The organism is Streptomyces racemochromogenes, assembly GCF_044129415.1.
Classification (GTDB): Bacteria; Actinomycetota; Actinomycetes; order Streptomycetales; family Streptomycetaceae; genus Streptomyces; species Streptomyces racemochromogenes_A.
The window spans coordinates 47,822-61,530 of sequence record NZ_JBBDHD010000008.1 but is presented as its reverse complement, the minus strand read 5'-3'; the positions used below and the strand labels follow the sequence as shown (position 1 = coordinate 61,530).

Annotated in this window: 11 protein-coding genes; 3 read left to right on the top strand and 8 right to left on the bottom strand. The window is 72.4% G+C overall.

Annotation, left to right across the window (positions count from 1 at the left end):
- Nucleotides 1-14: 14 nt before the first annotated feature.
- From WDV06_RS05055 to WDV06_RS05045, 3 genes are read left to right on the top strand one after another with little or no spacing between them, the layout of a single operon-like run.
- Entirely contained in the window at nt 15-1,523 is a 1,509-nt protein-coding gene (locus WDV06_RS05055) for an AMP-binding protein (protein ID WP_395508398.1), read from the top strand.
- Entirely contained in the window at nt 1,520-3,211 is a 1,692-nt protein-coding gene (locus WDV06_RS05050; protein WP_395508397.1) for an ABC transporter transmembrane domain-containing protein, read from the top strand. Before WDV06_RS05055 ends, WDV06_RS05050 begins: the two co-directional genes overlap by 4 nt.
- Nucleotides 3,208-5,112 (top strand): ABC transporter ATP-binding protein, encoded by a 1,905-nt coding sequence (locus WDV06_RS05045; protein WP_395508396.1) that lies wholly within the window; start codon nt 3,208-3,210, stop codon nt 5,110-5,112. Before WDV06_RS05050 ends, WDV06_RS05045 begins: the two co-directional genes overlap by 4 nt.
- Nucleotides 5,113-5,261: 149 nt before the next feature.
- On the opposite strand, the gene kdpF (WDV06_RS05040) is transcribed toward WDV06_RS05045, so the two are convergent.
- From kdpF (WDV06_RS05040) to WDV06_RS05005, 8 genes are all read right to left on the bottom strand, one after another.
- The gene (gene kdpF / locus WDV06_RS05040; protein ID WP_395508395.1) at nt 5,262-5,351 is read right to left on the bottom strand and encodes a K(+)-transporting ATPase subunit F; all 90 of its coding nucleotides are present in this window, start codon (nt 5,349-5,351) and stop codon (nt 5,262-5,264) included.
- A 188-nt stretch (nt 5,352-5,539) separates the two neighbouring features.
- Nucleotides 5,540-8,083: an ATP-binding protein gene (locus WDV06_RS05035; protein ID WP_395508394.1), complete on the bottom strand. Its 2,544-nt coding sequence runs from the start codon at nt 8,081-8,083 to the stop codon at nt 5,540-5,542.
- Between the two features lie 39 nt (nt 8,084-8,122).
- A complete protein-coding gene (locus WDV06_RS05030; protein WP_395508393.1) occupies nt 8,123-8,812 on the bottom strand; it encodes a response regulator in 690 nt (229 codons plus the stop codon).
- Nucleotides 8,813-8,912: 100 nt separating this feature from the next.
- The gene (locus WDV06_RS05025) at nt 8,913-9,629 is read right to left on the bottom strand and encodes a potassium-transporting ATPase subunit C (RefSeq protein WP_395508392.1); all 717 of its coding nucleotides are present in this window, start codon (nt 9,627-9,629) and stop codon (nt 8,913-8,915) included.
- 6 nt (nt 9,630-9,635) lie between these two features.
- Nucleotides 9,636-11,738, bottom strand: coding sequence for a potassium-transporting ATPase subunit KdpB (gene kdpB / locus WDV06_RS05020; RefSeq protein ID WP_395508391.1), 2,103 nt, complete (start codon nt 11,736-11,738; stop codon nt 9,636-9,638).
- A complete protein-coding gene (gene kdpA, locus WDV06_RS05015; protein WP_395508390.1) occupies nt 11,735-13,399 on the bottom strand; it encodes a potassium-transporting ATPase subunit KdpA in 1,665 nt (554 codons plus the stop codon). Before kdpA ends, kdpB begins: the two co-directional genes overlap by 4 nt.
- 6 nt (nt 13,400-13,405) lie before the next feature.
- Nucleotides 13,406-13,495, bottom strand: a complete 90-nt coding sequence (gene kdpF, locus WDV06_RS05010; RefSeq protein ID WP_363061053.1) for a K(+)-transporting ATPase subunit F — start codon at nt 13,493-13,495, stop codon at nt 13,406-13,408.
- Nucleotides 13,492-13,647: a hypothetical protein gene (locus WDV06_RS05005; RefSeq protein WP_395508389.1), complete on the bottom strand. Its 156-nt coding sequence runs from the start codon at nt 13,645-13,647 to the stop codon at nt 13,492-13,494. The genes kdpF (WDV06_RS05010) and WDV06_RS05005 overlap by 4 nt, the downstream gene beginning before the upstream one ends.
- Between the last annotated feature and the right edge of the window lie 62 nt (nt 13,648-13,709).

Genomic DNA, 13,709 nt, shown 5'->3' with positions numbered 1-13,709 from the left:
GGAAGACCCCTGCCATGATCCTGCCCAGCGTGCTGGACCCCTTCTTCGCCATCGCCCGCTCGGACCCCGACCGGCCCGCCGTGGTCGACAACGGGGTGACCGTCGGCTACGGCCAACTGGCCCGCTGGGCAGGGGCGGTGGCCGACCTGGTCGCCGTCCGCGGCACGGCGGGCGCACCGCCGGTGGCCGTCCACGTGCACCACAGCGTCCGCGACATCGCGGCCGTCCTCGGCGTCCTCGCCGCCGGCCGCGGCTACGTCCCGGTCGCCGACGGACCGGAGGGCCACGCCGACCGGGCCCTGCGCGCCCTCGGCTGCCGCGAGCTCGTCGCCACCGCCGAGACCGGTCGGCTGCCCGCCGTCGACCGCGTCCTGCGCCCCCACTGGGGGCCGTCCCGCGCGCCGCTGCGCGAGGCCGGCCAGCCCGTACGGGCGCAGGACCCGGCGTACGTCCTGTTCACCTCGGGCTCCACCGGAGCACCCAGGGCGGCCGCCGTCCCCCACCGGGCCCTGCACGCCGTGCTGCCCCACCTGATCCGCCGGTACGGCGCCGGACCCGGCACCGTCGCCCTCAACTTCCACCGGCTGGACGGCGACACCAGCCTGGAGGAGATCCTCCCGGCCCTGCTGACCGGCGGGCTCGTGGTCCTCGACGAGGACGGCGAGGCGGACCTCGACCGCGTCCTGACCGACAACGAGGTCACCCTCGTCAACCTGCCGGTGGACTACTGGCACCTCTACACCGGCCACCTGCTGGACACCGGACGCGCCCTGCCCCGCTCCCTGGAGACCGTGGTCATCGGGGGCGAGGCCGTCCGCGCCGACATGCTGGAACGCTGGCGCCGGCTGGGCGCCGACGACGTCGTCCTGCTCAACACCTACGGCTCCACCGAGACCGCCCTGGTCACCCACAGCGCCGTCCTCGCCGGCCCCGGAGCGCCCGCGGACTTCCCCGACGGGGTGCCGATCGGCCGCCCGCTGCCGTCCGTACGCCAGGCGGTGGCCCCCGGGGCCGACGACCCGGACGGCCCCGGCGAACTCCTCGTGGCCGGGCCCCAGCTGGCCACCGGGTACGTCGACGACCCCGTGCGCACGGCCGCCCGGTTCACCGGGACCGGCCCGGACGACACCGACCGCTGGTACCGCACGGGTGACCTCGTCACCGAGGGCGCCGACGGCGCACTCGTCTTCCACGGCCGCATCGACCACCAGGTCAAGATCCGCGGCCACCGCGTGGACCTCCTCGACGTCGAGGAGGCCGTCGGCCGGCTCCCCGGCGTGGCCGCGGTCGCCGCCGCCGCGCACACCAAGGGCGACCACACCGTCCTGCTCGCCTTCGTGGTCCCCACCCCCGGCGCGAGCGGACGCGGCACCGCACAGGAATCCGCGGCCGCGCTGCGCGAGCGGCTGTCCGCCGCCGTCCCCGGGCCGCTCGTCCCCGACCGGATCGTGGCCGTACCCGCCCTGCTGCACACCCGCACGGGCAAGGTCGACCGCGCCGCGACCCGGGACCGGTACCTGTGAGCAACCGACTCTTCGACGCCTCGGTCGCCCCCGCCGCCGTCCCCGAGGCCGACGCCGGCGGCCCGTGGGCCTACCTGTGGTGGCTGGTGCGGATCCGGCCCCTGCCGCTGGTCCTCGCCGCCGTGCTCGGGGCCCTGTGGATGGTCCCCCTCGCGCTGATCCCCCTGGTCATCGGATGGGCCATCGACGAAGCCGGGCAGGGAACCGACCCGTCCGGGCTGCTCCTGTGGTCGCTGCTCGCCCTCGGCCTCGGCGTCCTGCAGGCCCTCGCCGGCGCCGGGCTGATCCAGGCCGCCGTCGGAGCGGAGGCCCACGCCCTGTCGGTCACCCACCGGGTGCTGATGCGGCAGGTCGTCCGGCTCGGCGCCGCCCTGCGCGGAAAGGCCCGTTCCGGGGACGTCGCCGCCTCCGCCGCCGCCGACGTGGAGAGCATCGGCAACGCCTTCGAGGTCATCGGCCGCACCGTCGGCGCGGTGGTCGCCGCCGTCCTGGTCGCCGTGGCCCTCACCGTCACCTCACCCGTCCTGGGCCTCGCCGTCCTCATCGGCGTACCCGCCGCCGTCCTCGGCATCGGACCCCTGCTGCGCCCCCTCCAGGCACGCGACGAGGAGCAGCGCGAGCAGATGGGCATCGCCACCTCCCAGGCCGGCGACATCGTGGCCGGCCTGCGCATCCTGCGCGGCATCGGCGGTGAGGCCGGCTTCGCCGAGCGGTTCCGGCGCACCAGCCAGCAGGTGCGCCGGGCCGGCGAGTCCGCGGGCCGGATGGAGGCCTGGCTCCAGGCGGCCGGCGTCTTCCTGCCCGGACTGGTCACGGTCGGCATCGTCTGGTTCGGTGCCCGCCTCGCCCTGGACGGCACCATCACCGCGGGCGAACTCGTCGCGTTCTACGGGGCCTCCGCCTTCCTCACCCTGCCCGTCAGCACCGCCACCGAGGCCGCCGAGACCCTCAGCCTCGCCAAGGTGGCCGCCGGCCGGGTCTGCACCCTCCTGCGGCTCACCCCCGCGGCGGTCCCGCCCGACCGCCCCGAACCGCTCCCGGCCGGCCCGCTCGACCTCGCCGACGCCGGCACCGGCATCACCGCCGGGGCGGGCCGCCTCACCGTGGTCACCGCCCCCGCCGACCGGGCCGGAGACCTCGCCGACCGCCTCAGCCGCCCCGGCGCCCAGGGCGCCGCGGGGCAGGTCCGGCTCGGCGGCGTCCCCCTGGACCGGGCCGACCCCGCCGCGATCGCCACCCGGCTGCTGCGCTCCGGCCCCGCCGACATCCTCTTCAGCGGCACCGTACGGGAGGAGCTGACCGCCGGAACCGACCCGTCCGGGCAGGCCCTGGAACAGGCCCTGTTCGCCGCCGACGCCGTCGACGTCGTCGAGGCCCTGCCCGGCGCTCTGGATGCCCGCCTCGACGAGGGCGGCCGCGCCCTGTCCGGCGGACAGCGCCAGCGGCTGATCCTCGCCCGCGCCCTCCTCGCGGCGCCCGACGTCCTGGTCCTGGAGGACCCGACCGCCTCCGTCGACGCCCACACCGAAGCCCGCATCGTCGCCCGCGTGGCCGCACTGCGCGCCGGCCGCACCACCGTGGTCCTCACCGACAGCCCCCTGTGGCAGGGCGCCGCCGACCAGGTGGTCCGCCTCGACGGGCCGTCCGTCCCCGGCAGCACCCACCGCTCCGCAGGAGTGCCCTCATGACCACCACCCCCACCCGGTCCGCCGCGGCCGGCGCGGACACCGCCCCGGCCGCCACCGCGGACCCCGGCGCCGCCGGCCCGCCCGGCGGCGCCGGCCGGCTGCCCCTGGCCGACCGGTCCGACGTCCGCACCTGGACCCGGGTCTTCCTGCGCGGCGAGGGACCCCGACTGGCCCTCACGTTCGGGATGTTCGCCGCGGCGCTGGTCGCGAGCCTGATCGGCCCCCGACTGCTGGGCCACCTGGTCGAATCCGTCAAGGACGGCACCACCGCCGGACGGGTCGACCTGCTCGCCCTCGCCTTCGTCGCCGTCCTCCTCTGCCAGGCCCTCCTCGCCCGGGCCGCCCGCACCCAGGCCACCCTCCTCGGCGAACGGGTCCTCGCCCGTACCCGCGAGAACTTCGTGCGCCGCGTCCTCGCACTGCCGCTGTCCGAGGTCGAGGCGGTCGGCACCGGTGACCTCCTCAGCCGCGCCACGACCGACGCCGACCGGCTGAGCGAGAGCATCCGCCAGGCCGTTCCCCGCATCGCGCTGGCCGCCGTCACCCTCGTCTTCACCTTCGCGGCCATCCTGCTCACCTCGCCCCTGCTGGCGCTGGGCCTGCTGGCCGGAGTGCCGTTCGCCGTGCTGTCCACGTGGTGGTACCGGCCGCGCGCCACCCGCGCGTACGAGCGGCTCCTGGCGCACGAAGCCGATGTCCTGGCCGTCACGCACGAGACCGCCCGCGGTGCCGCCACCGCCGAGGCCCTCGGGCTCGGCCCGCGCCAGGCGGCCCGCCACGGCGCGGCCGTCGACCGGGTGGTCCGCACCCGTCAGCGCACCACCTGGCTCCAGACCATCTGGTTCCCGAGCCTGGACCTGGCCACCATGGTCCCGATGGCGCTCACCCTCCTCATCGGCGGACTCGCCTACCAGCGGGGCGAGGTGGGACTGGCCGAGCTGACCGCCGTGGTCCTCTACGTCCAGGCCCTCGGCGAGCCCCTGAACGACCTGCTGACCTGGACCGACGAGCTCCAGATCGGCAATGCCGCGCTGCGCCGGATCCTCGGCGTCGAGCGGCTGCCCCGCGAGGAGCCGCGGCCGCCGGCCCCCACCGACGGCCACGCCGTGCGCCTCGAAGGGGTCGGGTTCGGCTACGGAACGGGCCGTGAGGTGCTCACCGGCATCGACCTCGACATCGCCGCCGGCGAACGGCTGGTGGTCGTCGGGGCGTCGGGCGCCGGCAAGTCCACCCTGGGCAAGCTGCTCGCGGGCGTGCACCACCCGACGCGCGGGACGGTGCGGATCGGCGGCGCCGACATCACCGACCTGCCGGTGGGACAGCTGCGGCGCGAGATCGTCCTCGTCACCCAGGAACAGCACGTCTTCACCGGGACGGTGCGCGACAACCTCCTCCTGGCCGACGGCCGCGCACCCGTGGCGGACACCGCCGAGGCCGCGGGCGGGGCCGGCACGGGCGACGCCCCGCTGTGGCGGGCGCTGGAGAGCGTCCTCCTCGCGGACTGGGTGCGCTCCCTGCCCGACGGCCTGGACAGCGAGATCGGCCCCGGCGCGGTCCTGGTCTCCCCCTCCCACGCCCAGCAACTGGCGCTGGCGCGGCTCCTGTTGTCGGACCCGTACGCGCTGGTCCTGGACGAGGCCACCGCGATGATGGACTCCACCGCGTCCCGCCGCGTCGAACGCTCGCTGGCGGCGCTGATCGAGGGCCGCACGGTCGTGTCCATCGTGCACCGCCTGGACTCGGTACGCGACGCGGACCGGATCGCGGTCATGGACGGCGGACGTATCGTCGAGCTCGGCAGCCACGACGAACTCCTCGCCGCGGACGGCGCGTACGCCGCCCTCTGGCACGCCTGGGACACCGCCCGCCGCCCCCGCCCCGGCACACCGCCCCCCGCCTGAAGCACAGCGGGCGGCGAGTACTCCCGCAGGGACGCGGTACCGCCGCCCGCCCTCGGTGCCGGTGCCGCCGACGACGCAGAAGGCCTGCCGCCCGGGGCCACGACGAGGGGCCGCCGCGTGACGCGGCGGCCCCTCGTCGGGCCTCCCGCTCAGAACTTCTCGGGGAAGTACAACGCCAGGACCAGGTATCCGACCAGGCAGACCGCGACGACGATGCCTACGACGTTCTCCGTGCTCACCCGTACACCGACTCCTCCGTGCGTCCTCGACCGCACCAGCGAACCTCAAGGAAGCCCCGAACGAAACGGCCCATACGACTTCCTGACGCACATCGGCCGGTATTTTGACGGGGCGTTGACGGCCGGAGGCCGGCGAGCCTGCCCGGGCCGCCGGCCGCCGGCCTCCTCCGCGTCAGGGCGCCCCGGTGTCAGGTCACCGCGGAAATCGGGAGCTCCGGTGATACCGGAGGGCCGTCCCCCGCTATGGGGAGGGTGAGGACCATGGTAAGGCCGCCGCCCGGGGTGTCCTCGGCCGTCAGGGTGCCGCCGATCGCCTCGGTGAAGCCGCGGGCGACCGCGAGCCCGAGGCCCACTCCCGCTCCGCGCGGGGCGTCCCCGTGGCGCTGGAAGGGTTCGAATATCCGGTTCTTGGCCTCGTCGGGGACTCCGGGGCCTCGGTCGACGACGCGGACCTCGACGCGGCTGGCCAGGGCGCTGGCGGAGACGCTGACGGGCTGGCCGTGGGGGCTGTACTTGACGGCGTTCTCGACGATGTTGGCGACGGCCCGCTCCAGCAGACCGCGGTCGACGGCGACCATCGGCAGGGTCTCGGGGATGTCGAGGTCGACGCTGTCCTCCGGTACGCCGCCCAGGGCCATGGGGACGACCTCGTCGAGGTCGGTCTCCCGGATGAGCGGGACGACGGTGCCGGTGTTGAGGCGGGACATGTCGAGGAGGTTGCCGATCAGGGCCGCGAGGCGGTCGGCGCCGTCCTCGATGCCTTCGAGGAGTTCGGCCCTGTCCTCCTCGGACCATTCGACGTCGTCGGAGCGCAGCGAGCTGACGGAGGCCTTGATGCCGGCGAGCGGGGTGCGCAGGTCGTGGCTGACCGCGGCGAGGAGGGCGGTGCGGATGCGGTTGGCCTCGGCGAGTCCGCGCGACTTCTCCGCCTCGTCGACGAGGCGCCGGCGGTCGAGTACCAGCGCCGCCTGGGCGGCGAAGGCGCCCAGGACGCGGCGGTCCTCGGCGGGCAGGACCCGGCCGGTCAGGGCGAGCGCCAGGGTGTCGCCGACGGGCAGGTCGACATCCGCGTCCTCGGGCCGGCCGACGGGGCCGGTGCCGACGGATGCGGCGGTCGTCCAGGGGTCGACGTCACTGGTGCGTTCGAGGAGGACCACCGACTGCATGGCGAAGGTCTCGCGCAGCCGTTCGAGGAGGGCGTCGAGGGAGTCCTCGCCGCGCAGGACACTGCCGGCCAGGAAGGAAAGGATCTCGGACTCGGCGCGCAGGCGGGCGGCCTGATGGGTGCGCCGGGCGGCGAGGTCGACCACGGAGGCCACCGACACCGCCACCCCGACGAAGATCGCGATGGCGACGATGTTCTTCGGGTCGGAGATCGTGAACTCGTGCAGCGGAGGCGTGAAGAAGTAGTTCAGCAGCAGGGACCCGAACGCCGCCGAGGCGAGCGCGGGGAGGAGCCCGCCGAGCAGCGCCGCCGCCACCGTGAAGGTGAGGAAGAGCAGCATGTCGTTCGCGAGCCCCGGTTCGGGAACGAAGCGGTACAACAGGACGGCGAGCAGGGCGGGGCCGGCGATTCCGGTCAGCCAGCCCCAGATGATGCGCGAGCGGCCCAGGCGCGCCCCGCGGCTGACGGGCAGGCCGCGGCCCTTGGCGGCCTCGTCGTGGGTGACGATGTGGACGTCGAGGTCCGGGCCGGATTCGCGGGCGACGGTGGCGCTGACCCCGGGGCTGAAGACGTACTGCCAGGAGCGGCGCCGGCTCACCCCGAGCACGATCTGCGTGGCGTTGACCCCGCGTGCGAACTCCAGCAGGGCGTCGGGGACGTCGTCGCCTATGACGTGGTGGAAGGTGCCGCCGAGATCCTCGACCAGGGTGCGCTGGACGGCGAGTTCCTTGGGCGAGGCGGAGGTGAGGCCGTCGCTGGCGGCGATGTAGACGGCGAGGACCTCGCCGCCCGCCCCCTTCTCGGCGAGCCGGGCGGCGCGGCGGATGAGCGTACGGCCTTCCGGGCCGCCGGTGAGACCCACGACGATCCGCTCGCGCGCCTGCCAGGTCGAGCGGATGTTGTGTTCGCCCCGGTACTCCTGGAGGTACTCGTCCACCCGGTCGGCGACCCACAGCAGCGCGAGCTCGCGCAGCGCGGTCAGGTTCCCGGGCCGGAAGTAGTTCGACAGGGCCGCGTCGACCTTGTCCGGCTTGTAGACGTTGCCGTGGGCCATGCGCCGCCGCAGCGCCTGCGGGGACATGTCGACGAGTTCGATCTGGTCGGCCCGGCGCGCGACCTCGTCGGGGACGGTCTCGCGCTGCCGGACCCCGGTGATCGTCTCGACCACGTCGCCCAGCGATTCCAGGTGCTGGATGTTCACGGTCGAGACGACGTCGATGCCCGCCTGGAGCAGTTCCTCGACGTCCTGCCAGCGCTTGGCGTTGCGCGAGCCGGGGACGTTGGTGTGCGCGAGCTCGTCCACCAGGGCGACGGCGGGGCGCCGGGCGAGGATCGCGTCCACGTCCATCTCGGTGAAGGTGGAGCCCCGGTACTCCAGCTCGCGCCGCCCGATGAGTTCGAGGCCGTGCAGCATCACCTCGGTGCGCGGCCGGTTGTGGTGCTCGACGAAGCCGATGACGCAGTCGGTGCCCCGCTCGACCCGCCGGTGCGCCTCGGAGAGCATCGCGTACGTCTTGCCGACGCCGGGTGCCGCACCGAGGTAGATGCGGAGCTTGCCGCGTCCCATGTTCAGACTCTTCTTCTCTGTCGACGACCGGGCGGATGATCAGGGTTCGAAGCGGTACCCCATGCCCGGTTCGGTGATCAGGTACCGGGGGTGGGAGGGGTCCGCTTCCAGTTTGCGCCGCAGCTGGGCCATGTAGACGCGCAGGTAGTTGGTGTTGGCGGCGTACGTGGGGCCCCAGACCTCCAGCAGCAGCCGGGCCTGGGTGATCAGTCGGCCAGGGTGGGTGATGAGGATCTCCAGCAGGTGCCACTCGGTCGGGGTGAGGCGTACGGTCCGCTCTCCCCGCCGCACCTTCCGCGCGACGAGGTCGACGCTGAACTCGTCCGTCGTGACGACGGCGACCTCGTCGGCCAGGGATGCGGCCGGGGCCTCCTGCCTGCGGGCGGCTGCCCGCAGGCGGGCCAGGAGCTCGTCCATGCTGAAGGGCTTCGTCACGTAGTCGTCGGCGCCGGCGTCCAGGGCCCGGATCTTGTCCTCCGAGGTGTGCCGGGCGGAGAGGACCAGGATCGGCACGCGGCTCCAGCCGCGGACGTTCTTGATCACGTCGACGCCGTCCATGTCGGGCAGGCCGAGGTCCAGCACGATGACGTCCGGCTTGCGGGCGGCCGCGAGCCGCAGGGCCGAGCTGCCGTCCGGAGCCTCTTCGACCTCGAACGTGCGCGCCTGGAGGTTGATCTTGAGCGCGCGGACGAGCTGGGGATCGTCCTCCACCACCAGCACCCGGGTCATTGGTGTGCAGCCTTTCCTGTGAGGAGAGCGGGCGGTAAGGAGCCGGCCGGGCGCGCGTGTCCCGCGCCCGGCCGGCTCCCCGTCCCTGTGAGGGGGAACATCAGCTCTTGCTCAGTGCCCTGAGGGCGGTGTTGAGTTCGAGGACGTTGACGCGGGGTTCGCCCATGAAGCCGAGCGTACGGCCGGTGGTGTGGTCCGCGACGAGCTTCTCCACCTGCCTGACGTCGAGCTTGTTCCGCTCTGCGACCCGGTGAACCTGGATCTCGGCGTACTCCGGAGAGATGTCCGGGTCCAGGCCCGACCCGGAGGAGGTGACGGCGTCGGCCGGGACGTCCTCCGGCCTGACCTTGTAGGTGGCCGTGGAGTTGTCGCCGATGACCGCCTCCTTGGCGGCGACGACCTGCGCGCAGAGGGTGCCTTCACCGGCGTCCTTGGTGCACTTGCCGTTCACGGCCCCGTTGTCGGCGGAGCGGTTGGTGGCGCCGGACAGGATCAGCGAGTACCGGGTGTTGACCGAGTTGCTGCCCAGTCCGTTGGAGGGGCGGGGCTGGAACCACCTCAGGTCCGGCTTCGCGGCCTCCTCGGCGTCGTTCGGGTCCTTCTTGGGCAGGTGGTAGGTCTGCCCGATGAGGGAGGAGCCCACGACCCGCCCGCTCCTGTCCTTGACCTCGGAGCCGTTGGCCTTGTCGTGGAAGAGGGCCTGGGCGATGCCGGTGACGGCGAGCGGGTAGACGACCCCGCAGATCACGGTCAGGACGAGCAGGGCGCGCAGGCCCGCTCCGATCAACCGTGCCGTGTTGCCTACAGAGTTGTTCATGTCGTCTCAGCCGATTCCGGGGATGAGGGTGATGAGCAGGTCGATGATCTTGATGCCGATGAACGGGGCGATCAGGCCGCCCACGCCGTACAGCCCCAGATTGCGGCGGAGCATCCTGTCGGCGCTGGTCGGCTTGTACCGCACGCCCTTGAGGGCGAGCGGGACGAGCGCGACGATGATCAGCGCGTTGAAGATGACGGCCGAGAGGATCGCCGACTCGGGCGAGTGCAGGCCCATGATGTTGAGCTTGTCCAGGCCCGGGTAGACCACGGCGAACATGGCCGGGATGATCGCGAAGTACTTCGCGACGTCGTTGGCGATGGAGAACGTGGTCAGGGCGCCCCGGGTGATGAGGAGCTGCTTGCCGATCTCGACGATCTCGATGAGTTTCGTCGGGTTGGAGTCGAGGTCGACCATGTTCCCGGCCTCCTTGGCGGCCGAGGTGCCCGTGTTCATCGCCACGCCCACGTCCGCCTGCGCCAGCGCGGGGGCGTCGTTGGTCCCGTCACCGGTCATCGCGACGAGCCTGCCGCCGGCCTGCTCCCGCTTGATGAGGGCCATCTTGTCCTCGGGCGTCGCCTCCGCGAGGAAGTCGTCGACGCCCGCCTCTTCGGCGATGGCCTTCGCGGTGAGCGGGTTGTCGCCCGTGATCATGACGGTCTTGATGCCCATGCGGCGCAGCTCGTCGAACCGCTCGCGCATGCCCTCCTTGACCACGTCCTTGAGGTGGATGACCCCCAGGACCCGTGCGCCCTTCTCGTCGTTGACGGCGACGAGGAGCGGCGTACCGCCCGCTTCCGAGATCCTGTTCGCGAGGAGGTCGGCGTCGTCGGCCACCTCGCCGCCCTGCTCCTCGACCCAGGTGATGACCGAACCGGCCGCGCCCTTGCGGGTCTGCCTGCCGTCCACGTCCACACCGGACATACGGGTCTGGGCGGTGAAGGCGATCCACTCGGCGTGCGCGAGTTCGCCCCGGTGGCGTTCGCGCAGCCCGTACTTCTCCTTCGCCAGGACGACGACGGAACGGCCCTCGGGGGTCTCGTCGGCCAGTGAGGACAGCTGGGCGGCGTCGGCCAGTTCGGCCTCGGTGGTGCCCTTCACGGGGACGAACTCCGAGGCCTGGCGGTTGCCCAGGGTGATGGTGCCGGTCTTGTCGAGCAGCAGCGTCGACACGTCGCCGGCGGCTTCGACCGCACGGCCCGACATGGCGAGGACGTTGCGCTGGACCAGGCGGTCCATGCCGGCGATGCCGATCGCGGAGAGCAGCGCCCCGATGGTCGTCGGGATCAGGCAGACGAGGAGGGCGGTGAGCACGATCATCGACTGCTCGGCGCCGGCGTAGACCGCGAAGGGCTGCAGGGTGACGACGGCGAGCAGGAAGACGATGGTCAGCGAGGCGAGCAGGATGTTCAGCGCGATCTCGTTGGGCGTCTTCTGCCGGGCCGCGCCTTCCACGAGGGCGATCATCCGGTCGATGAAGGTCTCGCCCGGCTTCGTCGTGATCTTGATGACGATCCGGTCGGAGAGGACCTTCGTACCACCGGTGACGGCCGAGCGGTCGCCGCCGGACTCCCGGATGACGGGAGCGGACTCGCCGGTGATGGCGGACTCGTCGACCGAGGCGACGCCCTCGACGACGTCACCGTCGCCCGGGATGATGTCGCCGGCCTCGCAGACCACCAGGTCGCCGATCCTCAGCTCGGTGCCCGCTACGGACTCCTCGCCGCCGTCCTTGGTCAGGCGGCGGGCGACGGAGTCGGTCTTGGCCTTGCGCAGGGTGTCGGCCTGGGCCTTGCCGCGGCCTTCGGCGACGGCTTCGGCGAGGTTGGCGAAGACCGTGGTCAGCCAGAGCCAGGCGGTGATGGCCCAGCCGAACCAGTCCGTGGGGTCCAGGCACGCGAGGACGGTGGTGACCACCGACCCGACGAGGACGACGAACATGACCGGCGACTTGACCATCACGCGCGGGTCGAGCTTGCGGATCGCGTCGGGGAAGGACGTGACCAGTTGCCTGGGGTCGAACAGACCCCCGCCGACGCGGCCGGCGGGCGGCTTGTGGCCGGTGGGCAGGTCCTCGTGCGGAGCACGGGTCTCAGTGGCGGTGCTCATGATGCGAGCCCTTCGGCGAGCGGCCCCAGCGCGAGCGCGGGGAAGTAGGTCAGACCGGTGACGATGAGGATGGTGCCGACGAGCAGGCCGGTGTACAGCGGCTTGTCGGTACGGAGGGTGCCCGCCGTCTCGGGGACGGGCTTCTGCTCGGCGAGCGAGCCGGCCAGCGCGAGGACGAACACCATGGGCAGGAACCGGCCGAGCAGCATCGCGATGCCGATGGTCGAGTTGAACCACTGCGTGTCGGCGTTCAGGCCGGCGAAGGCGGACCCGTTGTTGTTGGCGCCGGAGGTGTAGGCGTAGAGGACCTCGGAGAACCCGTGCGCGCCCGAGTTCAGCATGGAGTGGGGCGGGGTCGGCAGCGCCATGGCCGCGGCGGTGAAACACAGCACGAGGGCCGGGGTGATGAGGATGTAGCAGGCGGCGAGCTTGATCTCACGGGTGCCGATCTTCTTGCCCAGGTACTCGGGGGTGCGGCCGACCATCAGGCCGGCGATGAAGACCGCGATGATCGCCATGATCAGCATGCCGTAGAGGCCGGAGCCGACGCCGCCGGGCGCGATCTCGCCGAGCTGCATGCCCAGCAGCTGGATGCCGCCGCCCAATCCGGTGTAGGAGGAGTGGAAGGAGTTGACCGCACCGGTCGAGGTCAGCGTGGTGGCGACCGAGAAGATCGCGGAGGCGCCGATGCCGAACCGCGTCTCCTTGCCCTCCATCGCACCGCCCGCGACCTCGAAGGCCGGACCGTGGTGCGCGAACTCCGTCCACATCATCAGCGCGGTGAACCCGAGCCAGATCGTCGCCATCGTGGCCAGGATCGCGTAGCCCTGGCGCAGGCTTCCGACCATGCGGCCGAACGTCCGCGTCAGCGCGAAGGGGATGACGAGGATCAGGAAGACCTCGAAGAGGTTGGAGAACGGGGACGGGTTCTCGAACGGGTGGGCGGAGTTGGCGTTGAAGTAGCCGCCGCCGTTGGTCCCGAGCTCCTTGATGACCTCCTGCGAGGCGACCGCCCCGCCGTTCCACTGCTGGGTGCCCCCCATGAACTGGCCGACCTCGTGGATCCCGGCGAAGTTCTGGATGGCGCCGCATGCGACCAGCACGACCGCGCCGGCCACGGCGATCGGAAGGAGGATCCGCACGGTGCCGCGCACCAGGTCGGCCCAGAAGTTGCCCAGCTCACCGGTACGGGAGCGCGCGAAGCCCCGTACGAGGGCGACGGCCACGGCCATGCCGACGGCGGCGGACACGAAGTTCTGCACCGCCAGGCCGCCCGTCTGCACGACGTGGCCCATGGCCTGCTCGCCGGAGTACGACTGCCAGTTGGTGTTGGCCACGAAGGACGCGGCCGTGTTGAAGGCCTGGTCCGGGTCGATGGCCTGGAAGCCGAGCGAGCCGGGCAGGACGCCCTGGGCGCGCTGGAGGGCGTACAGGAACAGGACGCCGACCGCGGAGAAGGCGAGGACGCCGCGCAGGTAGGCGGGCCAGCGCATCTCCGCGGACGGGTTGGCGCCGATGGCCTTGTAGATCCACTTCTCCGGCTTGTAGTGCTTCTCGGAGGAGTAGACGCGGGCCATGTGGTCGCCCAGCGGGCGGTAGGCCAGCGCGAGCGCGGCCGTCAGTGCGAGGAGCTGGAGCACACCAGCGAGAACGGGACTCATCGGTGGCTAGAACCTCTCCGGCTTGACGAGGGCGAGGACGAGGTAGCCCAGCAGGGCGACGGCCACGACGAGGCCGACGACGTTTTCGGCGGTCACAGCTTGGTCACCCCCTTGGCGATGAGAGCCACCAGCGCGAACACCGCGGCCGTGGTGACGACGAAGGCCAGATCGGCCATCGCGAGCTCCTGAGTGAAGTGGGAAGTAATGAATCGGCCAGCTGGCCGATGACGAGACAACCGTGTCTTCATCCCGGCGTTAAGGGACCTTGACGGTGTCCATACGGGCACGGGGGAACTCTTGACGCCCCCCT

Excerpts from the sequence above, each read along its gene's own strand:
- WDV06_RS05055 (WP_395508398.1), top strand. The coding sequence starts at position 15 with ATGATCCTGCCCAGCGTGCTGGACCCCTTCTTCGCCATCGCCCGCTCG.
- WDV06_RS05045 (WP_395508396.1), top strand. The coding sequence starts at position 3,208 with ATGACCACCACCCCCACCCGGTCCGCCGCGGCCGGCGCGGACACCGCC.
- WDV06_RS05035 (WP_395508394.1), bottom strand. The coding sequence starts at position 8,083 with ATGGGACGCGGCAAGCTCCGCATCTACCTCGGTGCGGCACCCGGCGTC.
- WDV06_RS05030 (WP_395508393.1), bottom strand. The coding sequence starts at position 8,812 with ATGACCCGGGTGCTGGTGGTGGAGGACGATCCCCAGCTCGTCCGCGCG.
- WDV06_RS05025 (WP_395508392.1), bottom strand. The coding sequence starts at position 9,629 with ATGAACAACTCTGTAGGCAACACGGCACGGTTGATCGGAGCGGGCCTG.
- kdpB (WP_395508391.1), bottom strand. The coding sequence starts at position 11,738 with ATGAGCACCGCCACTGAGACCCGTGCTCCGCACGAGGACCTGCCCACC.
- kdpA (WP_395508390.1), bottom strand. The coding sequence starts at position 13,399 with ATGAGTCCCGTTCTCGCTGGTGTGCTCCAGCTCCTCGCACTGACGGCC.
- WDV06_RS05005 (WP_395508389.1), bottom strand. The coding sequence starts at position 13,647 with ATGAAGACACGGTTGTCTCGTCATCGGCCAGCTGGCCGATTCATTACT.